This window comes from Mycobacterium sp. IDUB_24 (genome assembly GCF_055419385.1).
Window position 1 is genome coordinate 889,024 of the sequence record NZ_JBVAXO010000001.1, and the last position, 21,887, is coordinate 910,910.

Genomic DNA, 21,887 nt, shown 5'->3' on the forward strand with positions numbered 1-21,887 from the left:
TCAGGGTTGTGACTTAGGTGGTGGCCAGCGCCGGTGTTTCCGGCGTGGCGACGGTGGGTTTGGCGAACTGTTTGGCCGCAACCACGGCCAGTGCGGCGACGACGGTACCGAGAACCAGCGCGACCAAGAACCACAGCAGGTTACCGATCGCGAAGAACACGAAGATGCCGCCGTGCGGAGCCTTGAGCGTGACATCGAAGGCCATGACCAGGCCGCCGGTGACGGCGCCGCCGAGCATCATCGACGGGATCACCCGCAGGGGATCGGCGGCGGCGAACGGGATGGCGCCTTCGGAGATGAAGGACGCGCCCAATAGCCATGCCGCGCGGCCGTTTTCACGTTCTGGCTCGGTGAACAGTCGCGGCCGCAGCGTCGACGCCAGTGCCATCGCCAGCGGCGGAACCATGCCGGCAGCCATCACTGCGGCCATGATGCGGAGTGTGGCGGGGTCGGCGACGTTGAGGCCCGCGGTCGCAAATGCGTAGGCCGCCTTGTTGACCGGGCCGCCGAGGTCGAAGCACATCATCAGACCGAGAATGACACCGAGGATGACGACCGAGGTTCCGGTCATACCGCTGAGCCAGTTGGTCAGGCCGGTGGTCAGTGCGGCCAGCGGTCGGCCGAGCAACAGGAACATCAGCAGGCCGACAATCAGTGACGCGCCGAGCGGGATCACGACCACGGGCATGAGTCCCCGGAACCACTGCGGCACTTTGAAGGAGCTGATCCAATGCGCGGCAAACCCGGCGATCAAACCGCCGACGATGCCACCGATGAACCCGCCGCCAACGAACACCGCGACCGCACCTGCGGTGAAACCCGGTGCGATACCGGGCCGGTCGGCGATCGCGAAGGAGATGTAGCCGGCCAGGGCTGGTACCAGGAACATGAATGCCAGCCCGCCGAGCGTGAACAGCACTGCCCCGAGATACTGCGTCAGGCCACCGGGCGGTAGGTCGGCCAGCGTGTTGGTGACGGCGATGTGGTGGCCCAGTGAGTTCATCCCGTAGGACAGTGGTTCTGCGCCCTCAACGGGATTGCCGATGTCGTAGCCGGCGAACAGGAAGCCCAGCGCGATGAGCAGACCGCCCGCCGCGACGAACGGGATCATGTAGCTCACGCCGGTGAGCAGGATCTGCCGGATCCGTGTTCCCCAGCCCACGTCGCCCGATGCGGCCGGAGCGGCCTCGTCAACAGACCCGGCCACTCGAGGTGCCTTGGGATTGCTTGCCGCACTGACGGCTTCGGAGATCATTACTCCGGGTTCGTTGATGGCGCGCTTGACGCCGGAGGCGATGACGGGCTTGCCGGCGAAACGCTGCTTGTCCTTGACCCCGACGTCGGTGGCGAAGATGACCGCGTCCGCCGCGCCGATCGTCGCCGCGGACAGCGGTGTGCTTCCCGACGAGCCCTGGGTCTCGACGGCCAGTTCAACTCCGGCTTCCTCGGCGGCCTGTTTGAGTGCATCGGCCGCCATGTAGGTGTGGGCGATGCCGGTGGGGCAGGCGGTGACCGCAACGATCGACGCCGCCTTGACGGGCTCAGAAACCGCAGCAGGAGCAGCAGGAGCAGCAGAAACAGGCGCCGGGTTCACGACACCGTCGACGAGCGTCACCACCTCATCGACACTGCCGGCGTCCCGAAGCGACTCCACGAAGTCCTTGCGGACCAGCGCCCGGGCCAAACTGGACAGCAGCTTCATGTGCTCGGCGCCACCGGATTCCGGTGCGGCGATCAAGAACACCAGATCGGCTGGGCCGTCCGGGGCGCCGAAGTCGACTTTGGGGGACAGCCGGGCGAACCCGATCGTGGGGGTGTCGACGAATGGGGAGCGGCAGTGTGGAATCGCGATCCCGCCGGGGAGCCCGGTGGCGGACTGCGCTTCGCGGGCCATCGCGGCGCCCACCAGGCCCTTGGTATCGCTGGTGCGGCCTGCCGCGCCCAAAGCGCCGACCAGACGGGTGATGACGGCTTCCTTGTCGCCCCCTGCGTCGACGTCGAGCAGGACGAGATCGGGAGTGATGATCGGTTGAGTCATAGCGACACCTTCATGGGGTGGGTACGGACTGCGTCGAGGTCGAGTTGGGCCGGGCCGGGTAGGGCTGATCCGGGGAGCGCCGCGGCGGCACTGCCGTAGGCGACGGCCATCTGAAGTCGTTGCGGGGCTTCGGCGCCGGAGACGGCGGCACGAAGGTAACCGGCCAATGAGGCGTCGCCCGCGCCGACGGTGCTGCGCGGAACGATGGGTGGCGGCGTGGCCAGCCAGGCACCGGTGCCGTCGACCAGCACTGCCCCGGCAGCGCCGAGCGTCGCCAGCACTGCACCGACACCGCGTGCGACGAGACCACGAGCCGCCGCCACGACCAGAGACATATCACCCTGGGCGACAGCGTCTTCCAGATAGGAAGCCGACACCCCCGCCAGGTCCGCCAACTCCTCGGCGTTGGGTTTGATCAGGTCGGGCGCGGCGACCTCGAACGCGGCGGCCAGCGCTGCCAACGGTGCCTCAGAGGTGTCGACGGCCACTCGGCAACCGATCGGTGCCAGCAGCCTCACAACTTGCGCGTACCAGTCGTCCGGTATGCCGGGTGGCAGGGACCCGGACAACACCACCCAGGACGCGTCCTGAGCCTTGGCCCGCACGCAGCTGGTGAGTGCCGCCAGAACGTCGGCGTCCACGAGCGCACCGCGCTCATTGAGTTTGGTTGTGGTGCCGTCGGATTCGGTGATCGCCACGTTGGTGCGGACCGGCTCGGTGATCGGCACACTCACAAAAGGCATACCCAGACCACGCAACGCCGCGAGTAGCGGGTCAGAGTCCGCGGCCGGCAGCACCGCCTCGGCGGCGACACCGGCCAAGGTCAGCGCACGGGCCACGTTGATGCCCTTGCCGCCCGGTTCGACGGTGACGGAATCGACGCGCTGCACCGCGCCGCGTGTCAACGGCGATCCCACGGTGACGGTGCGGTCCAGGCTGGGGTTCGGGGTGACGGTGATGATCATGCGATCACCACCTCGACGCCGTGGTCGGTGAGCATTGCCCTGTCGGCCGCGGAGATCTCGCTGTCGGTGATCAGGGTGTCGACACTGTCGATGGGGGCGAAGCTGACGAAGTCCTCTTGTCCGACCTTCGATGAGTCTGCGACCACCACCACGTAATTCGCGGCTCGCACCATGGCTCGCTTTACGGCGGCTTCCTCGGTGTCCGGGGTCGACAGACCGTGCCGCACGCTGATCGCGTTGGTGCCGATGAATGCGATGTCGACGCGCAGGGTTTCGAGCACGCGCAGCACCTGTTCGCCGACGGCGGCCTGGGTGAGGCCGCGGACCCGTCCGCCGAGCAATTGCAGGGTGGCGGTCGGCATGGGGGCGATGAGGCCGGCGATCGGCACGGAGTTGGTCACCACGGTGAGTTCTCGGTCCGCCGGCAAGTGCGAGGCGACGCGGGCGGTGGTGGTCCCGGCATCGAGTAGCACGCTGGCACCGCTGACGGGGAAGAAGTCGACGGCGGCCGCGGCGATGGCGTCTTTCTGCGCGGCTCGGGTGGTGTCGCGTTCGCCAACGCCGGCTTCCACGAGGTGGAGCGTCCGGGCCGGTACGGCCCCACCGTGTACGCGGCGCACGACGCCCGCTTTGTCGAGCACGGCCAGATCGCGGCGGACGGTCTCGGTGGTGACGTCGTAGGTTTGCGCCAGCTCGGCGACAGAGGCGCGGCCCCTGCTCATGACCAGCGTGGCGATGGCCTGCTGGCGCTCCTCGGCGTACATGAGCCTCCGTTTGTGTGGGTTAGAGCCCGATCTAATGTTGATACATGTTGTTTTACGCTTGACTGTGTTGACTTGTCAATCGTTTCTAGTAATCTGGCTCACATGAGCACTACATCCTCGGTTGCATCACCCACCGTGTTGCGTGGGGTTCCCGTGGTCCCAGGTGTGCAGTACGCACCGGTGATTCGGGTCAGCCGGCTCCCCGAGATTCACGCACCTGCCGGCGATATCGCTGAGGCGGACCGTCCGGCCGAGGCGGGGCGTTTCGCGGCTGCGGCGACGGAAGTGGCCACCCGGCTGAGGGACCGGGCAGCGCACGCAACCGGCGCGGCCTCGGAAGTTCTCGCCGCCACCGCGACGCTGGCCCAGGACCGGGCCTGGCTGGGGGCTGCTGACAAAAAGATTGCCGCGGGCGCTCCGGCGGTCCGCGCCGTGACCGAGGCCGTCGACCAGTTCGTGGAACTGTTCACCCAGCTCGGCGGGCTGATGGCCGAACGCGTCACCGATCTGCGGGATATCCGCGATCGCGTCATCGCCGAGCTGTCCGGCCTGCCGGAACCTGGTGTGCCGCTGCCGGTTATCCCGTCGATCCTGTGCGCCGAGGATCTGGCGCCCGCCGACACTGCGGGGCTGGATCCGCAGCTGGTGGTCGGGCTGGCCACCACGCTGGGCGGGCCGACCAGCCACACCGCGATCATTGCCCGCCAGCTCGGAATTCCGTGCGTCGTGGCGGTCGGCGGACTCGACTCGGTCGCCGCTGGGGTGATGGTTCTTCTCGATGGCACCGCGGGGACGGTGACCGCTGACCCCAACGCCTCGGAAGCCGCAGAAGCAGTCGCCGCCGCTCAACGCGATGCCCTGGCTGCGCGGGAGTGGACTGGTCCGGGCGCGACGGCAGACGGTCACACCGTCGCGATCCTGGCCAACGTGCAGGACGGCGCGGCCGCCAGGACAGCGCGGGGAACCCCAGCCGAAGGCGTCGGGCTGTTCCGCACCGAGCTGTGTTTCCTCAACCGGGACACCGAGCCGACCGTCGACGAACAGGCCACGATCTACGGCGAGGTCCTCGACGCGTTCGCCGGAAAGAAAGTCGTCGTCCGCACCCTCGACGCGGGCTCCGACAAGCCGTTGAAGTTCGCGGGCCACCCGGAGGAGGCCAACCCGGCACTTGGCGTGCGCGGTATCCGGATCGCCGCCGCCAATCCCGCCCTGCTGAAACATCAACTAGAAGCGATCGCCGCGGCCGCCGAGCAAACCGGCAACCCGCCGTGGGTGATGGCGCCCATGATCGCCACCGCGGCCGAGGCGAAAAGCTTTGCCGATCAAGCGCGTTCGTATGGGCTCACGCCGGGCGTGATGATCGAGGTGCCCGCTGCGGCGCTGTTGGCCGACAAGATTCTGCAGCATGTCGACTTTCTGTCGATCGGCACCAACGACCTCGCGCAGTACACGATGGCCGCCGACCGGATGTCGGCCGATCTGGCCGCGCTCACCGATCCGTGGCAGCCGGCGGTGCTGGCGCTGGTGGCGATGGCCGCGCGGGCCGGAGCGACGGCGGGCAAGCCGGTCGGAGTGTGTGGTGAGGCGGCGGCCGATCCGTTGTTGGCCGCCGTGCTGGTGGGCCTGGGTGTGACGTCGTTGTCGATGGCACCGGCTGCCATCGCTGCGGTGGGTGCGAAGCTCGCGCAGGTGACGCTGCAGCAGTGCCGCGCCGCGGCGGAGGCGGTCCTCGACACCGCGACAGCCGCAGAGGCCCGTGAGGCCGCGTCGGCCGCGCTCAACTGACGGACCCGGGGAATAATCGGACCGCAGTCCGGTTATAGCTGTCATCAGACTTCACAAGTAGGAGGTAGAGATGCCAGCCATCACCGCAGACACCTTGACCCTGCCCCGCATCGCGGCAGCTCACGCGTCGGAAACCGAACGCCCGGTCCGCTCGATCACGACCGGCCCGCGCGGATACGAAGGCGAGGGATTCCCAGTGGTTCGCGCCTTCGCCGGCGTGAGCGATGCCGACCTCGACCCATTCGTCCACATGGATCAGATGGGTGAGGTGGAGTACCAGCCCGGCGAGCCGCGAGGCACCGATTGGCACCCGCATCGTGGCTTCGAAACCGTCACCTACATGATCGACGGCCGGTTCGCCCACCAGGATTCACACGGTGGCGGCGGCCTGATCACCGACGGCGCCACCCAGTGGATGACGGCTGGATCCGGCATTCTGCACATCGAGACCCCGCCGGCCGAGCTCGTCGAGAGTGGCGGCACGTTCCACGGCATCCAGCTGTGGGTGAACCTGCCCAAGAAGGACAAGTTCGCGACGCCCCGTTACCAGGCGATCGAGGGCACCGACGCCAAACTGCTGTCCTCTCAAGACGGTGGCGCGTTGGTCCGCATCATCGCCGGCGAGATCGACGGCGAGCAGGGGCCGGGCAGCACGCACACCCCGATCACCCTGGCGCACGCCACGATTGAACCGGGTGCGCAGCTCAACCTGCCATGGAACCGGGACTTCAATGCGCTGGTGTACGTACTGAGCGGCCGCGGGAGCGTCGGCTCGGTCGGCCACCCGATCCATCAGGGGCAGCTGGCTGTGCTCGGGCCGGGTGACCGGATCACGGTGTCGGCCGAGGAAACGCAGGATTCGCACCGGCCCGCGATGGAAGTTCTGCTGCTGGGCGGCCGGCCGATTCGGGAACCGGTCTTCCACTACGGCCCATTCGTGATGAACTCGAAGTCCGAGCTCATCCAGGCGCTGGAGGATTACCAGGCGGGCAAGTTCGGCCAGATTCCGCCGAATGCGCTGATGCCGCACCGGCCGCTGAACTGACGTACTAACTCACCGACTCGGCGGGCTGAGGGTAAAGCAACTCCAGCTCGCCGAGATGCGCTGCGGCCGTTACCAACGGCAAGGCCGCCGAGACCGCCAGATCGGTTCCGGTGGCTTCGGCACGCAGGGACACCACAAAGCTCTCCCCGATCGGTACCAGTACCGACGTGGTGTCCGCGCCGGTGAGCCGGGTGCAGATCGCCGCGGCGTGCTGTTCGATGACCGAACGGGTCTGCGGATAGACGCCGAGCGGCGGTGGCACAACATCGGCGATCAGTTCGGCGACGGCCCTCACCCGGATGACCCGGTTGGCCGCTCGCACCGCAGGGGCGCGTTGGTCGGTGGGCCCACCGGTCTCCGAAAGATATTGGCGCACAGCGTCGTCAACGGTTCGCGTGACGGTGAGTGTGTCGTGGCCGAGCGCGATCACGCGGTCGGTGGCCGCCTCGGAAGCGCCCCGCGTCACCCGCAGGACGGCAGCATTGAGGAATTGCGCGCCCACCGCGCGGGCCTGGTCGATCGCCGTGGACACCGACGCCGTCGCTCCGCGCGGCCACAGCAGCACCGAAGCCACGATCCCCACGAGTGCGCCCACGACGACGTCTTCGACCCGGACCAGTCCCACCCGCCAACCGGTCGGTGCGATCAGGTTGAAGTTGATCAGCACCATCATCGTGAACGCCGCCTGGCCGGCGATGAACGATCCGACCTTGGGCACATAGGCAGACCCGAAAGCCACGAACGGCAACAGGATCCACATCACCAACGGATCCACGCCGACGAACTCGATGAGCACGGCGCCGAGGATGAAGCCGATCGTCGTGCCGGCCACCGCCCGCAGCACGCGCGTCCCGGTGTTCAGCGCGCTGCTGCGCAACACCGACATCACACCCAGCACCACCCAGAACCCATGCTGCACCGGAAACACGTGGGTGACCGCCACCGCGAGGGCCAATCCCAGCCCCGTACGCAGGCTGTTGCGCAGCACCACGGCGCGCGCCGCCACCAGGCCGCGGGTGATGGCGGCGACCGCGACGGTCTCGGGCATCACCCAATCCGCGGCCCCGGTTTCCGGCAGCTGCCGGCCCAGCACCCGGGCCCATACCGGGCGGGCATCGGCCAGCGCCGCATTGCCGATCACACGTCCGGTGACCGCGATGATCGCCGAGATGGTGCGCCGGTTCAGCAGGACGCCGCCGACCTTGGCCGCGGCCGCGTCGTCGGCCATGCCGAGGATCTGGGTGACGTCCTCGCGGTAACTGCCCTGGGCCACCGTGCGCTGCTCGGCCAGGGCCGCGCGCAGATCGGCTTCGCGGGCGGCCCGCTCGGCCCGATCGTGAATCGTCAGTAGTGCGGCGCTGTCGCGCAGTACCCGCACCGTGGGATCGCGCGTGGCCCCGAGCATTTCGCCGGTCTCGTCGGTGACCTGGTCGCAGATCCAGCCCAGATCGTCGACGACGCGCACCAGTGCGCGGCTGCCCGCGCTGAGGGCGACGGGGCGGTAGTCGGCGCCGAGGAAGCTCGCGTACAGCGCGTTCATCGCGCGGGTGACGTCGCGGTCCGAGGCCCGGCCTTCCAGCCGGTCGGCCAGCAGCCGGCACACCCGGGCCGCGTCGCGGCGCAGCTCGTCGTGGTGGCGCGGCGCGAACAGGAACAGTGCGGCCGGGACGCACACCACCAGGGCGATCAGCCAGCCCAGCAGCCGGTCGGGAATGGGGCCGACGGGTGTGCACAGCGGCAGCACGAACAGCAGCAGGGTGGCGCGTTGTCCGGCGGCGACGATCTCGCTGAGCACCCCGGAGAACGTGACCACCAGACCGACGACGAACATCACCGCCACACTCAGCCACGGGTACGGGGCCAGGACCGTGCCCAGCACGATCAGTACCAGCCCGTTGAGGGCCAGGCCGCCGTAGGCCAGAGCGCGGGCGGGCCGGTTGCCCGGGAAGTCCGCCGTGATCAGTAAGGACACCGCTCCGAAGATCGCGAACAACGGGGTCTGGGAATCGCCGCCGACGGCAAAGCCGATCGCGGCGGCGATGGGCAGGACGATGGCGGCCCGCACCGCGCGGCGCAGCGCGTCGTTCTCGGGATCCCTGGCGCGTAATGAGTCACGAAGGCGATCAACACCCCGGCGCCAGATCTCCGCCGGGGTCAGCATGATCGCCGATGTTAGACCGGTTGATCAGATCCGGTGGCCGGAGTGAAGCGGCCCGATTCCAGCGCGTCGCGCATCTGCGTGGTTATCCACTGCAGGGCCTCGAAGTCGCGCGGCAGGGTGCTCTGCTCGAATCCGACGATCAGATAGACGCCCCAGGCCGCGAAGTACCGGGCGTTGCGCTCGTCGCCGATGAGCTCGAGTGCGGATTCGAAGAGGATGTCGAAGCGCAGTTGATCGACCTCGGCCTGGACGGCGTAGACGTCTGGATCCAGCGAGCTCCACACCCGGATCGCCGCCTCGGCGCCGTAGGGCAGGTCCAGTGTCTCGCCGATCAGGGTCTCGATGCGGTGGTGCGGATCCTCGTCGGCACGCACCATCTCGACCACTCGCAAGGTGCGGGCTTCCTGCCAGTGCGCGATCAATTCCTTCGTGTAGGAAGCCCAGCTGGGGAAGTAGTGATAGAACGATCCGGTTGTCACGCCCAGCCGGTTGCACACCTCGGCCAGTTTGAGGCCGCCGTATCCGCGATCGGACAAGACGTCCAGACCGATTTCGAAGTACGACTCCCGTGAAACAACCCCCGCCATGAAGGACCACGCTAGTTCGTCATCGATTTTTGAGCGCAGCGGGGCTTTGCTGGTCAGCCGCATATAACGCACTCAAACATGACGGCGTCCTGGCTCTCAGGTGACGTGTGGCACAATTTGATCGTGGCCCACACAGCGAGCCGAGGACCGGGACGCCCTCCCGCAGCAAAGGCAGCGGAGACCCGTGAGCGCATCGTGCGTGCTGCCCGCGAAGTTTTTAGCGAACTTGGCTACGACGCAGCTACATTTCAGGCAATCGCGATTCGTGCGGATCTCACCCGTCCGGCAATCAACCACTACTTCAGCAGCAAACGTGTCCTGTACCGCGACGTGGTCGAGCAGACCAATGCGAAGGTGATCGCCACCGGCATTGCCAAGGCGCGCGAAGCCACCAGCCTGCTGAACCGGATTTCGGCGTTTTTCGCCGCGGCGATGGATGCCGAGTCCACCGACCGATCGGCGGCGGCGTTCCTGGTGACCTCGGTGTTGGAAGCGCAGCGCCATCCCGAGCTCGTCTCCGAGGAGCACGACGCGTTGCGTAGCTCGCGCGAATTCGTCAAGTGGGCAGTCGATGAGGCCGTCACCGGTGGTGAGCTCACCACCGACACCGACATTCCGGCCATCGTGGAGATGCTGGTGGCCGTGATGTGGGGGATGGGCTTTTACGCCGGTTACGTGGGGCAGCGTGACGAGGTGGCCGTGATCGTCGACAAGTTCGAACTGCTGATGGCGAACAAGCTCTGGCAACTGCGCGATTGACGCGCCGGCGCCGTGAGGTGCCCCACATACCGCATAGACTGGCTAAGTTCTTCGGTAGCATTGATTGTCAAATGACTGATCTGAGCGAGGTACGGCCGGGTCGGGCCGAAGGCGACAGTTGGGACATCACCGAGAGCGTCGGGGCGACCGCGCTGGGGGTTGCCGCCTCCCGTGCCGCCGAGACGGCGCAAGCCGAGCCGCTGATTCGCGACGAGTTCGCCTTCCTGCTCGTGGCAGCCGCCGGTCCGGCGTGGGCGCAATTGGCCGGTAGCGAACCGCACTGGATCGGTGACGACCCGGAGGCTCATCGCATCCACGAGATGGCCCGCAACTACCAGGCCGTGCGCACCCACTACTTCGACGATTACTTCACCGAGGTCACCCACGACGGCATCCGCCAGGTCGTGATCCTGGCCGCGGGCCTGGACTCGCGCGCGTTCCGGCTGGACTGGCCGGCCGGCACCACGGTGTACGAGATCGACCAGCCCAAGGTGCTGCACTACAAGACCGAGACGTTGCGGGCGCACGAGGCCGTCGCCCGCGCCGAGCATGTCCCGGTGCCGATCGACCTCCGCGACGACTGGCCGGCCGCCCTGATCGAGGCGGGCTTCGACACTGAGCAGCCCACAGCGTGGCTGGCCGAGGGGCTCCTGCCGTATCTGCCTGCCGAGGCCCAGGATCGGCTGTTCGAGCTTGTCGGCGCACTCAGCGCACCCGGCAGTCGCGTCGCGGTCGAGGGGTTCGTCATCGATCCCGCGCGCTACACCGCAGAGAAGCGCGCTGCGCGACGGGCCCGCGGCGAGCACATGCGTAGCTCGCTGGGGTTGGACATCGATGTGGATGCGCTGATGTACACCGGTGACGAGCGGACCGACGCTGCCGAATGGCTCGCCGCACACGGCTGGGAGGTCGAGGCGGTGGCCGGCGCCGACGAGATGGCCCGGTTGGGTCGCGCGGCCGACGTCGACGAACTGGCTGAACTCGGCTTGGACAGCGTGCTGTTGCGCGCCCGATTGGACGGAGAATCCCGATGAGCTCACTTCGCAGCCACGACGACACCTGGGACATCGCCACCAGCGTGGGGTCGACGGCCGTGATGGTCGCCGCCGCCCGGGCCGGGGAGACCGGGCGAGAGAACCCGTTGATCCGTGACCCGTACGCGGCCGTTCTGGTCGCCGGTGCCGGAACCGGTTTCTGGGAGACGCTGCTGGATCAGGATGTCGCCGCCAAGATCGCCGAAGTGGACGACGAGGCCGCCAAGATCTTCGAGCACATGGGCAGCTACCAGGCGGTGCGTACCCACTTTTTCGACCAGTACTTCGCCGACGCCGCCAAGGCCGGCATCCGCCAGATCGTCATCCTGGCCTCGGGCCTGGATTCCCGGGCTTACCGGCTCGAGTGGCCGGACGGCACGACGGTGTTCGAGATCGATCAGCCCAAGGTGCTGGAGTACAAGGCCGAAACGCTGGCCGCCCACGGTGCGCAGCCGTCTGCGCAGCGTCGCGAGGTGGCGATCGACCTGCGTCAGGATTGGCCTGAGGCATTGCGGGAAGCGGGATTTGACGATGCGCAGCCGACCGCTTGGCTGGCCGAGGGCCTGCTGATGTACCTGCCTGCCGATGCGCAGGATCGACTGTTCGAGCTCGTCACCGAGTTGTCCGCGCCGGGAAGCAAGATCGCCGCTGAGACCGCCGGCATCTCGGCGAGCGAGCGCCGCGAGGAGATGCGTGAACGTTTCGAACGCTTCGCCGCGCAGTTCAACATGGAGCAGGCGCTCAACATCCAGGACCTGATCTACGAGGATCCCGACCGTGCGGATGTCGCCGAGTGGCTGGGTGCCCACGGTTGGCAGGCCGAGGGGGTGCACTCACTCGACGAGATGCGCCGGCTGGGCCGCTACGTCGAGATCGAACACGACGACACCCGGGCGTTCTCCACGTTCGTCACGGCCGAGAAGATCTGAGCCCGACCTCTGACACAACGAAAGGGGCGCCCCGATTGTGGGGCGCCCCTTTCGTTTTCGTTGCCGATCAGCGGTTCGACGTGGCCTTGGTGCGAGTCACGTTCGTGTGCTTGACGGTGGTGTCGACCTGGGGAGCGGTCGCCCTCTGATGCATCTGATGCACCCAGAGGTGGTGGTCGACCCCGGCGGAGGCGGGTGCGGCCAGCCCCAGAAGGGCCGTGGCCAGTCCGCTGACAAGCACTGCGGGAATTCCGAACTTTTTCATTTACTTCTATCCTTTTTGGGAACACTTCCGCATAAATCAACCGGCTGACCTGCGCGTTTATTCCTGTTAAACCGCGCGGGCCGGGTGACGGTGGTCACCGGACCCGCGAAGCCTCAGTGGCTCTGGTGCACAGTGGTGTCGACGTGCGGCACGGTCACGTGCGGACCGATCTGATTCAGCCAATCGTGGTGGGACACATCGGCGGAAGCCGGGCCGGCCAGGCCCAGAACTGCGGCGGCCAGACCGCTGGCGACGATTGCGGTGAATCCGAACTTCTTCATTCTCACTACCTCTTCTCGAACTCTTTTCTTGATTGGTTCAACTAAAGGCGCGAGCGGTTGATTTCCGGATCGCCGTCGTTGGCGGCAATTGACCGCTCGCTGGCAGAAACACGTCAGCCGGGCCCGAATGAGCGGTAGCCGACCCGGTTGGCCCGTAGTTATCCGCCCGCCGTATACAGGAGGGGAGCTGAGCCGTTTTGCGGCCCGTTATCGAGGAGGAATCCCCATGCCAGGAGTGCAGGATCGCGTCGTCGTCGTCACCGGTGCCGGTGGAGGTCTGGGCCGTGAGTACGCCCTGACGCTGGCCCGTGAGGGCGCCAGCGTCGTCGTCAACGACCTCGGCGGCGCCCGCGACGGTTCCGGCGCCGGCCACAACATGGCCGATGAGGTGGTGGCCGAGATCAAGGCCGCCGGTGGCCGTGCCGTCGCCAACTACGACAGCGTCGCCGAGCAGGCGGGCGCCGAGAACATCATCAAGACGGCGATCGACGAGTTCGGCAAGGTCGACGGCGTGGTGAGCAACGCGGGCATCCTGCGTGACGGCACCTTCCACAAGATGACGTTCGAGCAGTGGGACGCCGTGCTGAAGGTTCACCTCTACGGCGGCTACAACGTCATCCGCGCCGCATGGCCGCACTTCCGCGAGCAGAGCTTCGGCCGCGTCGTCGTCGCCACTTCCACCAGCGGCCTGTTCGGCAACTTCGGTCAGGCCAACTACGGCGCCGCCAAGCTCGGCCTCGTCGGCCTGATCAACACGCTGGCCCAGGAAGGCGCCAAGTACAACATCAAGACCAACGCGGTCGCCCCGATCGCCGCCACCCGCATGACGCAGGACATCCTGCCGCCCGAGGTCTTCGAGAAGCTCACCCCCGAGTACGTCGCCCCGGTGGTGGCTTACCTGATGACCGAGGAACTGCCCGACACCGACTCGGTGTTCATCGTCGGTGGCGGCAAGGTGCAGCGCACCGCGCTGTTCCAGAACGATGGCATCACCTTCACCGAGGTGCCGTCGGTCGATGACATCGCCGCCAAGTGGGGCGAGATCACCGATCTGTCCGCCGCTCAGCAGGCCAGCTTCAAGCTGGGTTAGAAAGAGTGAAAGCGCTTGTAGCGCAGGCTCTTACCGGTACGGCCGGGCTGGCGTACGTCGACGTGCCGGATCCCGTCTCTTCGGACGCGGTGATCATCGACGTCGGCGCCGCCGGCGTCTGTTTCCCCGATCTGCTGTTGTTGCGCGGTGAGTACCAGCTGCGGCTGGAACCGCCGTTCACGCCCGGCATGGAGGTGGCCGGAACGGTGCGCTCCGCGCCCGAGGGCTCAGGATTCACTCCGGGCCAGCAGGTGTCGGCGATGACGATGCTGGGCGGGTACGCCGAGCAGGTGGCGGCCCTGCCGGCCAACGTGATCCCCACCGCCGACGGACTCGACGACGGCCAGGCGGCATCGCTGCTGGGCAACTACTACACGATGCAGTTCGCGTTGGCCCGTCGCGGCGGGCTGATGCCGGGGGAGACCGTCCTGGTCCTCGGCTCGGCGGGAGGCATCGGCGCGGCATCGATCCAATTGGCGAAAGCCATGGGCGCCAAGGTGATTGCGATGGTGCACCGGTCCGGGGCCGAGGAGTTCGTCTCGTCCCTCGGCGCCGATGTGGTGCTGCCGCTTGCCGAAGGCTGGCGCGAGGCAGTCATGGAGGCCACCGGCGGTGAAGGCGTCGATCTGGTCGTGGACCCCATCGGCGGCGAGGCCTTCGACGACGCCATCCGCGTGCTGGCTCCCGAAGGTCGCCTGCTGGTCATCGGATTCGCCGCGGGCAGCGGCATCCCGACCGTCAAGGTCAACCGGCTGCTGCTGCGCAACGTGAGCGTGGTCGGCGTCGGCTGGGGCGAGTTCGTGCGGCGCCGGCCGGAGGCTCAAGCACAGGTCGGGGCCGAGCTGGCCAAGTTGGTGGCCGCCGGGTTGCGTCCGCCTCCACCGGTGCGGTTCCCGTTGTCCGATGGTGCGGCCGCGCTCGATGCACTGGCCAGTGGTGCGGTGCGCGGGAAACTCGTTCTGGAGCCTTAGTGAAAGCCCTGGCCTTCGATGTGTTCGGCACCGTCGTGGATTGGCGGTCCAGCGTTATCGCTGAGCTGGAGGCATTTGGTGAAAAGCTCGGGCTGCAACGTGATTGGCCGGCCTTTGCCGACAATTGGCGGGCCGGCTATGCCCCGGCGATGGACCGGGTGCGCCGCGGTGAGCTGCCGTGGACCAGGATCGACGATCTGCATCGCGCGATCCTGGTCTCACTGCTCGAGCAGGCCGGTGTCGAGGCAGACGCTGCCGAGATCGATCACCTCAACCGGGCCTGGCACCGGCTGGATCCGTGGCCGGACTCGGTGGCGGGGCTGGCCCGGCTCAAGCAGCGCTACCTCATCACGACGTTGTCCAACGGCAACGTCTCACTGCTCACCAACATGGCAAAACATGCCGGGCTGCCATGGGATTGCGTGATCTCCGCTGAACTGTTCCGGCATTACAAGCCCGACCCCGAGGCCTACCAGGGTTGCGCCGAGTTGCTCGACATCGCACCCGCTGAGCTGACCCTCGTCGCGGCCCATCCCTCCGACCTGCGGGCGGCCCGGGAGGCCGGGTTGGGGACGGCGTACGTGGCGCGGCCGCTGGAGTACGCACCGGATCATCCTCCGCATGCCGTGGGACCCGACGACTTCGACATCGTCGCGACGGATTTTGGTGACCTTGCCGACCAACTTGGTGCGTAGCGTAGAGGTGTGGACACCGCATCGAGTCAGGCACTACGCAAGGTCCTGGATCTCCTGATCGATCCGCCGGCCGAGCCGGATGTCAGCAAGGGGTATCTCGACCTCTTGGGCGACGGCAGTGACGCCCCGAAGAACGCGGGATTCATCCAGAAGGTGTGGGCGTCCCCGGTCGGATCGCGGCTTTACGACAACGCTCAGGGGATCGGCCGCAAGCTGATGACGGCGTGGCATGAGCCCACCGAATGGCTGAACATTCCGCCCGGCGGCCTCGCACTCGATGTCGGCAGCGGTCCGGGCAATGTGACGGCCGCGCTGGCGCGGTCGGCGGGGCTGGACGGGTTCGCGTTCGGTGTGGACATTTCCGAGCCCATGCTGGCCCGCGCGGTCGAGGCCGAGGCGAGCCGCCAGGTCGGCTTCCTGCGCGCCGACGCCCAGAAGCTTCCGTTCCGGGACGACGTCTTCGATGCGATCACGTCGATCGCGGTGTTGCAGTTGATCCCGGACGCCGAGGCGGCACTGGCGGAGATGGCGCGGGTGCTGCGCCCCGGCGGACGGATGGCGATCATGGTGCCGACGGCGACCACCCGGGGGCCGGCGAAGCTCTTGGCGAAGGGCGGTGCGCGCTTCTTCTCCGAAGATGAGCTCGCCGACCGGTTCGAGGGGCTGGGTCTGGAGAGGGTGCGGTCCAAGTCCATGGGCACCATGCAGTGGGTGCGCGGGCAGAAACCGTGAGCACGCTCGGCATTGTTCTTGTCGCATTGGTGATCGCCATCGGACTTCTCGGTATCGTGCTGCCGGTCCTGCCCGGCGGCGGATTCCTGGTGTTCGCCGCAATCGCGGTGTGGGCGATCTGGGAGGCCAACGACGGGACGAACGCCACCGTTGCTTGGGTCACGCTCGGCGTCGCGGCCGTGTTCTTCGTGACGGCCGAGGTGATCAAGTACGCGTGGCCGGTCCGGCGGATGCGGGCGGCCGAGGTGGGGATCTGGAGCCTGGTGGCCGGAGGGATACTCGGCCTGATCGGCTTCTTCGTCATCCCGGTGATCGGGTTGGTGATCGGATTCGTCGCCGGTGTGTACCTGGCCGAGTTGGCCTCGCGCCGCGACTACCGGCGGGCCTGGACGTCAACGGTGCACGCGCTCAGGGGCGTTGCGTTGTCAGTCGGCGTCGAGCTGACCGGAGCGTTACTCGCGACCATCACCTGGGTGGTGGGTCTGGTGATCGTGTCGTGACGCAGTGGACCCTGGGCCCCGACGCGGGCGAACTGCTGCTGCGTACCGGCGTGACGGGCAGTGCGTCCCGGATGGGACATCGGTTGACCATCGCCATGCGCTCGTGGCAAGCGACGGTGGACTGGGATGGCGAGGTCCCGTCGGCAGTCGAGGTGACGGTTGACCTCGACTCTCTCGATGTGCTGCGGGGCGAGGGCGGTATGACTCCGTTGTCGGGCGCCGAGAAGATTCTGATTCGATCCAATGCATTGAAGACGTTGCGTGCAAAGAAATTTCCGCAGGCCCGTTTCCGGTCCACATCGATCGAGCGCTCCGGTTCTGTGGTCCGGCTCGTGGGGGTTCTCGACCTTGCCGGCCGCTCCGCTGAGCAGACCGTCGAAGTTGAGGTTTCCGACGATTCCCTGCTCGGCGCGGCAACTGTGCGCCACACCGACTTCGGCCTCAAGCCGTACTCGATGCTGATGGGAGCGATGAAGGTGGCTGATGAGGTCGGGGTGAGTCTGGCGGTGACCCGTCCGGCCTGAGGGTGACGGGTCATAGCCGTCGCAGGTGCCGATTTCGAAGTGACAGGCGTTGTGCCCGACTGTCGCTGAAAAGTCGCTAACCGACCAGCCTGGCCCGCAGTGCGGTGAGTTCGTCGGCAGACACCCCCGACGCCTCGAGGAAACCTTGCACCGACCCGTAGGCCGCGTCGAGCTTCCGCCACGCCGCGTCGAGGTACTCCTCACGCACGCCCAGCACGTCGTCGGACAACCGGGCTTCGGCGTAGGTGATGGCCTCGGCCGAATCCGAGCGGGCCCGTACCGATTCCATGATGCGTTCCCGCAGGGCGAAGGTTGCGTCGTTGCTGCGCAGGAAATCGGTGATGACCGCGTCGCGCTTCACGCCGACCGCGGTGAGCACCGTCGCCACCGTGAACCCCGTCCGGTCCTTGCCTGCGAAGCAGTGCGCGATCACCGGGCGGTTCGCCGCGAGCAGCGAAATCACCTGCCGTACAGCGGTATGTGCGCCGGGTAGGCCCGGAAACTCCTCATAGACCTCGGTCATGTAGCGGCGCGCAGATGCGGACACGTCCTCACCGTCGGGTGACTCGGCCATCACCCGCTGAAACGTCGATTCGTGTGGTGCGTCCTGGTCGGAGTCGTCGTCCTGGTGGAACGGCAGCATGTGCACCGTCACGCCGTCGGGGACCTGGCCCGGCCCGCGCCGTGCCACCTCCTGATGCGAGCGGAGGTCGGCGACGTCGGTGATGCCCAGCCCGCGAAATGCCACGCGACCGTCGTCAGTGAGCCGGCTCAACTCACTGGAGCGGTACAGCAGGCCCGGCCGGATACCGGCGACCTCGGCGACGTCCCGAAAGTTCCATGCCCCCGCCAGTTCGCCCAGGTCGGTTCCGTTGCTGGTCATTTCGCCGTCACCGCCGCCGTCGCCAGCGGGGATCTCTCCCGGCCCAGTTCGGCCCGCGCGATGGTCCGCATGTGCACCTCGTCGGGTCCGTCGAACAGGCGCATCGCGCGGTGCCAGGCATACAGTCGGGCCAGCGGAACATCGTCGCTGACCCCGGCCGCGCCATGCACCTGGATGGCCCGGTCGATGACGTCGCAGGCGATCTGCGGGGCCACCGACTTGATCTGTGACACCAGAACGTGGGCAGCCCTGTTGCCCTCCTGGTCGATCATCCAGGCAGCCTTCTCACACAGCAGCCGCGCCTGATCGATCTCATTGCGGGACTTGGCAATCGACTCACGCACCACACCCTGCTCGGCCAATGGCTTACCGAACGCGATGCGCTTCTGCACCCGGTCCACCATCAATGCCAACGCCCGCTCGGCCGCCCCGAGGGCACGCATGCAGTGATGGATGCGACCCGGGCCCAGCCGGGCCTGGGCGATCGCGAAACCGCTGCCCTCTTCATGCAGCAGGTTCTCCGCAGGCACCCGCACATTGTCGAACACGATCTCGCAGTGCCCGTGCTGGTCCTGCCAACCGAACACCGGCAGGGAACGCTGAATGTCGACCCCGGGGGTATCGACGGGCACCAGGATCATCGACTGCTGCTGATGCGACGCCGCATCGGGATTGGTCCGGCCCATCACGATCAGGATCTTGCAGCGCGGATCGGCCGCACCGGTGATCCACCACTTGCGGCCGTTGATCACGTAGTCGGACCCGTCGCGCAGCATCGTGGTCTCGATGTTGCGGGCATCCGAGGACGCCACCGCCGGCTCGGTCATCGCGAACGCACTGCGGATCTCGCCGGCCAATAGCGGCTCCAGCCACTGCTTGCGCTGCGCCTCGGTGGCGAACAGGTGCAGGGTCTCCATGTTCCCGGTGTCCGGCGCCGCACAGTTCAGAGCCTCCGGGGCGATCTCCAAGCTCCAACCCGACAGTTCGGCCAGCGGCGCGTACTCCAGATTGGTCAGGCCCGATTCCGAGGGCAAAAACAGGTTCCACAGGCCGAGCTCGCGGGCCTTGACCTTGAGCTCCTCGACCACCGGGGGAACCGTGTGGTCCTTGGGACCCTTCTCTTCGCGATAGGCGTGGTAGGAGGCTTCGGCCGGCAGCACATGCCCGGTCATGAAGTCGGTGAGCCGGGAGTGGTAATCAGCCGCTTTGGCCGACAGCGCGAAGTCCATGCCAGCCACGATAGCCACATGGTTAGACAGGTAGAAAGGTGGCATGACCGGAAGCTTCCCGCCCGTCCCGCCCGAAAGCCGCCCGCCGTTCCCGCCCTTCACTCTCGAAACAGCCGTGCAGAAGGTCCAAGCCGCCGAGGATGCATGGAACACGCGTGACCCGGAGAAGGTCAGCCGGGCGTATACAGCCGATTCGCAGTGGCGGAACCGCGACCTACACATCGTCGGACGCGAGCAGATCGTGGAGTTTCTGACCGCGAAATGGGAACGCGAATTGGACTATGTGCTGCGCAAGAGCCTGTGGGGTTTTCGGGAGAACCGGATGGCGGTGCGGTTCCAGTACGAGTGGCACGACGCACCGGGCCAGTGGTACCGCAGTTACGGAAATGAGTTGTGGCAGTTCACACCCGAGGGTTTGATGGCCCGCCGCGAGGCCAGCATCAACGATGTCGCGATCGAGGAGTCGCAGCGGCGCTACTTCGGTCCGCGCCCGGAGGAGGAGTACGGCCGGGACATCGAGCTCCGGCAGTTGAGCATCAGAGCCAGCACCCCGGCGAGCGCGGCCAGGCCCATCACGGTGCCCGCCACCGCCGGCCAACCCGCGGCGTCGAACGCCAGCCCGCCGACCCAGCCGATGACACTGGACCCCGCGTAGTAGAAGAGGTTGTACAGCGAGGACGCCTGGGCCTTGCCGTCGCCGGCGGCAGCACCAACCCATCCTGAGGCGATGGCATGCGCGCCGAAGAACCCGGCGGTGGCGATCAGGAGCCCGATCAGCACGGCGACGACATTGCCGGCCAGGGTGATCGCGACGCCGCCGATCATCGTGGCGATGGATCCGAGCAGCACGGTCTTGCGGCCGAACCGGGTTGCCTCGGCGCCGGCCCGAGCCGAGGCCCAGGTGCCGGCCAGATACGCCAGGAACACCAGGCTGACGACGGTCTGCGGCAGATTGAACGGTGCGGCCATCAACCGGAATCCGAGGAAGTTGTACATCGCCACGAAGCCGCCCATCAGCAGGAAACCCTGGCTGTAGAGCACGAGCTGACGTGGGGAGCGCAGGTTCTCGGCCAGCCGACGGGCCAGGTCACGGCTGCGGGACGGGGTGAAGCCCCGAGCCGGTGGGGCGAGCTTGACGAACGCGAATGCCGACAGACCGCACAACACCGCGACCACGAGCACGCCGACGCGCCATCCGGCGAACTCGGCGATCGGTCCGGTCACGAGGCGCCCGGCCAGCCCGCCGATGGTGGTGCCTGCGACGTAGGTGCCTGCAGCGCGGGCGGCGTGCCCGGCGTCGATCTCCTCGGTGAGGTACGCGATTGCCACTGCGGGCACCCCGCCCAGCATCAGCCCTTCGAGGAGCCGGCCGGACAGCAGAAGGGCGGTGCCCGGTGCCAGGGGCACGATCAAGCCGAGAATCGTTGCGGCCGTGATGGATATCGTCATGGCCTGCACTCGGCCGATGCGGTCGGCCAGCGCCGACCACGGGATGACGCCCAGCGCCAGGCCCACCGTGGCCGCCGAGATCGTCAGCGCGGCATGAGCGGCTCCGGTGCCCAGGTCCTGGGCGATCAGTGGGAGCACGGCCTGGGGCGAGTACAACTGCGCGAAGGTCGCGACGCCGGCGCAGAACAGTGCAGCCAGGAGCCGCCGGTACTCGGTCGAGCCACGGGAGTGCCCCTGCCATTCAACTGAGGTCAGGGAGGTGGACACTCAGTCGACGGTAGGACGCCGGCCAAGATGTGTCCAATGCATGACTTTAGTCAAGCTCATGAACATTTTGCATGATGAACTCGGTCAAGCGCGCCGCGGCGGGAGGCAGCGGGCGGTCGGCGTTCCAGGTCAGCCCGATCTGACGTTTCGCCGAGCTCTCCGACAGCGGCACATACGCGGCGCCCGGCTCGGCGCGTTCGGCGCGGGGCACCGGAACGACCGCGACCCCGAAACCCGCTGCCACCAGCCCTTCCATGGTCGGGATCTCCATGGCCTCGAACACCACCGGCGGCGAGATGCCGGCCTCGGCGCACAGTTCGTCGGTGAGCTGACGCAACCCGAAGTCGGGTGCCAGAGCGACGAAGGGTTCGGACCCGGCGTCGGACAGCCGGATCCTGGACCGGCGAGCGAACCGGTGCCCGCGCGGCACGGCCAGGCACAACCGTTCCATGTACAGCCCGCGCCAGCGGTATCCGTCCGGCCGCGGCGAGGTGATCGCCAGGTCGGCCTCACCGCCCGCGAGGCGTTCGACGATTTCGTGGGCCGCGCCCTGGAACAGCTCGAAGCGCACCAGCGGAGCCTCGGTCCGGAACCGGCGCAACAGATCCGGCACGTACCAACCGGCCTGCGAATGCAGGAAGGCCAGCCGCACCGTCCCGGTATCGGGATCCCGTAGCTCGGCGATTCTTTCAGTGGCCGAACGGATTTCGCTGATACTGCGGCGGGCGTGCTCCAACAGGATGTGTCCGTAGGCGTTGAGCCGAAGCCGCCGGTTCACCCGATCGAACAGCGGAACCCCCACCTGTTCCTCGAGCCGGGCCAGTGCGCGCGACAGCGTGGGCTGGCTGATGCCGAGTTCGGCTGCGGCGTCGGTGACGTGCTCGGTTTCGGCGAGCACCACGAACCACTGCAGCTCGTCGGTATGCATACGCCG

Annotated in this window: 22 protein-coding genes and 1 pseudogene; 12 read left to right on the forward strand and 11 right to left on the reverse strand. The window is 67.3% G+C overall.

Going from position 1 to position 21,887, the window contains the following annotated elements; translation table 11 throughout:
* Positions 1 to 13: 13 nt before the first annotated feature.
* From ACZYZF_RS04375 to ACZYZF_RS04385, 3 genes are read right to left on the reverse strand one after another with little or no spacing between them, the layout of a single operon-like run.
* Positions 14 to 2,038 (reverse strand): PTS fructose transporter subunit IIABC, encoded by a 2,025-nt coding sequence (locus ACZYZF_RS04375; protein ID WP_463834635.1) that lies wholly within the window; start codon positions 2,036 to 2,038, stop codon positions 14 to 16.
* On the reverse strand, positions 2,035 to 3,003 hold the full coding sequence (locus ACZYZF_RS04380) for a 1-phosphofructokinase family hexose kinase (protein ID WP_463834637.1): 969 nt from the start codon (positions 3,001 to 3,003) through the stop codon (positions 2,035 to 2,037). The genes ACZYZF_RS04375 and ACZYZF_RS04380 overlap by 4 nt, the downstream gene beginning before the upstream one ends.
* Positions 3,000 to 3,767, reverse strand: a complete 768-nt coding sequence (locus tag ACZYZF_RS04385; RefSeq protein ID WP_463834638.1) for a DeoR/GlpR family DNA-binding transcription regulator — start codon at positions 3,765 to 3,767, stop codon at positions 3,000 to 3,002. The genes ACZYZF_RS04380 and ACZYZF_RS04385 overlap by 4 nt, the downstream gene beginning before the upstream one ends.
* 102 nt (positions 3,768 to 3,869) lie before the next feature.
* On the opposite strand from ACZYZF_RS04385, the gene ptsP reads away from it, so the two are divergent.
* Together ptsP and ACZYZF_RS04395 are read left to right on the forward strand one after the other, a co-directional pair.
* The gene (ptsP, locus tag ACZYZF_RS04390; protein WP_463834639.1) at positions 3,870 to 5,552 is read left to right on the forward strand and encodes a phosphoenolpyruvate--protein phosphotransferase; all 1,683 of its coding nucleotides are present in this window, start codon (positions 3,870 to 3,872) and stop codon (positions 5,550 to 5,552) included.
* A gap of 70 nt (positions 5,553 to 5,622) precedes the next feature.
* A complete protein-coding gene (locus ACZYZF_RS04395; protein WP_463834641.1) occupies positions 5,623 to 6,597 on the forward strand; it encodes a pirin family protein in 975 nt (324 codons plus the stop codon).
* A gap of 4 nt (positions 6,598 to 6,601) precedes the next feature.
* On the opposite strand, the gene ACZYZF_RS04400 is transcribed toward ACZYZF_RS04395, so the two are convergent.
* Both ACZYZF_RS04400 and ACZYZF_RS04405 read right to left on the reverse strand, forming a co-directional pair.
* Positions 6,602 to 8,758, reverse strand: coding sequence for an FUSC family protein (locus tag ACZYZF_RS04400; RefSeq protein ID WP_463834642.1), 2,157 nt, complete (start codon positions 8,756 to 8,758; stop codon positions 6,602 to 6,604).
* A gap of 11 nt (positions 8,759 to 8,769) precedes the next feature.
* Entirely contained in the window at positions 8,770 to 9,345 is a 576-nt protein-coding gene (locus ACZYZF_RS04405) for a TetR/AcrR family transcriptional regulator (protein ID WP_463834643.1), read from the reverse strand.
* A 123-nt stretch (positions 9,346 to 9,468) separates the two neighbouring features.
* Between ACZYZF_RS04405 and ACZYZF_RS04410 the strand changes: the two genes are divergently transcribed.
* The 3 genes from ACZYZF_RS04410 (at position 9,469) to ACZYZF_RS04420 (ending at position 12,067) form a co-directional block, all read left to right on the forward strand.
* Positions 9,469 to 10,104: a TetR/AcrR family transcriptional regulator gene (locus ACZYZF_RS04410; protein WP_463743349.1), complete on the forward strand. Its 636-nt coding sequence runs from the start codon at positions 9,469 to 9,471 to the stop codon at positions 10,102 to 10,104.
* Positions 10,105 to 10,175: 71 nt separating this feature from the next.
* Entirely contained in the window at positions 10,176 to 11,138 is a 963-nt protein-coding gene (locus ACZYZF_RS04415) for an SAM-dependent methyltransferase (RefSeq protein ID WP_463834645.1), read from the forward strand.
* Positions 11,135 to 12,067 carry a class I SAM-dependent methyltransferase gene (locus ACZYZF_RS04420; RefSeq protein ID WP_463834647.1) on the forward strand — a complete coding sequence of 311 codons (933 nt, stop codon included), beginning with the start codon at positions 11,135 to 11,137 and terminating at the stop codon, positions 12,065 to 12,067. The genes ACZYZF_RS04415 and ACZYZF_RS04420 overlap by 4 nt, the downstream gene beginning before the upstream one ends.
* Before the next feature lie 67 nt (positions 12,068 to 12,134).
* Here the strand turns inward: ACZYZF_RS04420 and ACZYZF_RS04425 are convergent, their stop codons facing one another.
* Positions 12,135 to 12,332, reverse strand: a complete 198-nt coding sequence (locus tag ACZYZF_RS04425) for a hypothetical protein (protein WP_454787536.1) — start codon at positions 12,330 to 12,332, stop codon at positions 12,135 to 12,137.
* 113 nt (positions 12,333 to 12,445) lie between these two features.
* Positions 12,446 to 12,613: a hypothetical protein gene (locus tag ACZYZF_RS04430; protein ID WP_463743346.1), complete on the reverse strand. Its 168-nt coding sequence runs from the start codon at positions 12,611 to 12,613 to the stop codon at positions 12,446 to 12,448.
* Positions 12,614 to 12,839: 226 nt separating this feature from the next.
* On the opposite strand from ACZYZF_RS04430, the gene ACZYZF_RS04435 reads away from it, so the two are divergent.
* From ACZYZF_RS04435 to ACZYZF_RS04460, 6 genes are read left to right on the forward strand one after another with little or no spacing between them, the layout of a single operon-like run.
* Positions 12,840 to 13,703, forward strand: coding sequence for an SDR family oxidoreductase (locus tag ACZYZF_RS04435; RefSeq protein ID WP_044514433.1), 864 nt, complete (start codon positions 12,840 to 12,842; stop codon positions 13,701 to 13,703).
* Positions 13,704 to 13,708: 5 nt separating this feature from the next.
* Positions 13,709 to 14,674 (forward strand): NADPH:quinone oxidoreductase family protein, encoded by a 966-nt coding sequence (locus ACZYZF_RS04440; protein WP_463834649.1) that lies wholly within the window; start codon positions 13,709 to 13,711, stop codon positions 14,672 to 14,674.
* Complete coding sequence (locus ACZYZF_RS04445) at positions 14,674 to 15,369, forward strand: haloacid dehalogenase type II (RefSeq protein ID WP_463834651.1); 696 nt, start codon at positions 14,674 to 14,676, stop codon at positions 15,367 to 15,369. Before ACZYZF_RS04440 ends, ACZYZF_RS04445 begins: the two co-directional genes overlap by 1 nt.
* Positions 15,370 to 15,378: 9 nt before the next feature.
* Entirely contained in the window at positions 15,379 to 16,101 is a 723-nt protein-coding gene (locus tag ACZYZF_RS04450) for a class I SAM-dependent methyltransferase (protein ID WP_463834652.1), read from the forward strand.
* Entirely contained in the window at positions 16,098 to 16,601 is a 504-nt protein-coding gene (locus ACZYZF_RS04455; RefSeq protein WP_463834654.1) for a DUF456 domain-containing protein, read from the forward strand. Before ACZYZF_RS04450 ends, ACZYZF_RS04455 begins: the two co-directional genes overlap by 4 nt.
* Positions 16,598 to 17,125, forward strand: coding sequence for a YceI family protein (locus ACZYZF_RS04460; protein ID WP_463834655.1), 528 nt, complete (start codon positions 16,598 to 16,600; stop codon positions 17,123 to 17,125). The genes ACZYZF_RS04455 and ACZYZF_RS04460 overlap by 4 nt, the downstream gene beginning before the upstream one ends.
* 76 nt (positions 17,126 to 17,201) lie before the next feature.
* Here the strand turns inward: ACZYZF_RS04460 and ACZYZF_RS04465 are convergent, their stop codons facing one another.
* The gene (locus ACZYZF_RS04465) at positions 17,202 to 18,008 is read right to left on the reverse strand and encodes a tyrosine-protein phosphatase (protein WP_463834656.1); all 807 of its coding nucleotides are present in this window, start codon (positions 18,006 to 18,008) and stop codon (positions 17,202 to 17,204) included.
* Entirely contained in the window at positions 18,005 to 19,225 is a 1,221-nt protein-coding gene (locus tag ACZYZF_RS04470; protein ID WP_463835133.1) for an acyl-CoA dehydrogenase family protein, read from the reverse strand. The genes ACZYZF_RS04465 and ACZYZF_RS04470 overlap by 4 nt, the downstream gene beginning before the upstream one ends.
* A gap of 55 nt (positions 19,226 to 19,280) precedes the next feature.
* Between ACZYZF_RS04470 and ACZYZF_RS04475 the strand changes: the two are divergent.
* Positions 19,281 to 19,760, forward strand: a pseudogene (locus ACZYZF_RS04475) (nuclear transport factor 2 family protein); the annotation flags it as partial.
* Here the strand turns inward: ACZYZF_RS04475 and ACZYZF_RS04480 are convergent.
* The gene (locus ACZYZF_RS04480) at positions 19,712 to 20,953 is read right to left on the reverse strand and encodes an MFS transporter (RefSeq protein WP_463834657.1); all 1,242 of its coding nucleotides are present in this window, start codon (positions 20,951 to 20,953) and stop codon (positions 19,712 to 19,714) included. The pseudogene ACZYZF_RS04475 and the gene ACZYZF_RS04480 sit on opposite strands and share 49 nt — an antisense overlap.
* A gap of 46 nt (positions 20,954 to 20,999) precedes the next feature.
* Entirely contained in the window at positions 21,000 to 21,881 is an 882-nt protein-coding gene (locus ACZYZF_RS04485; RefSeq protein ID WP_463834658.1) for a LysR family transcriptional regulator, read from the reverse strand.
* Between the last annotated feature and the right edge of the window lie 6 nt (positions 21,882 to 21,887).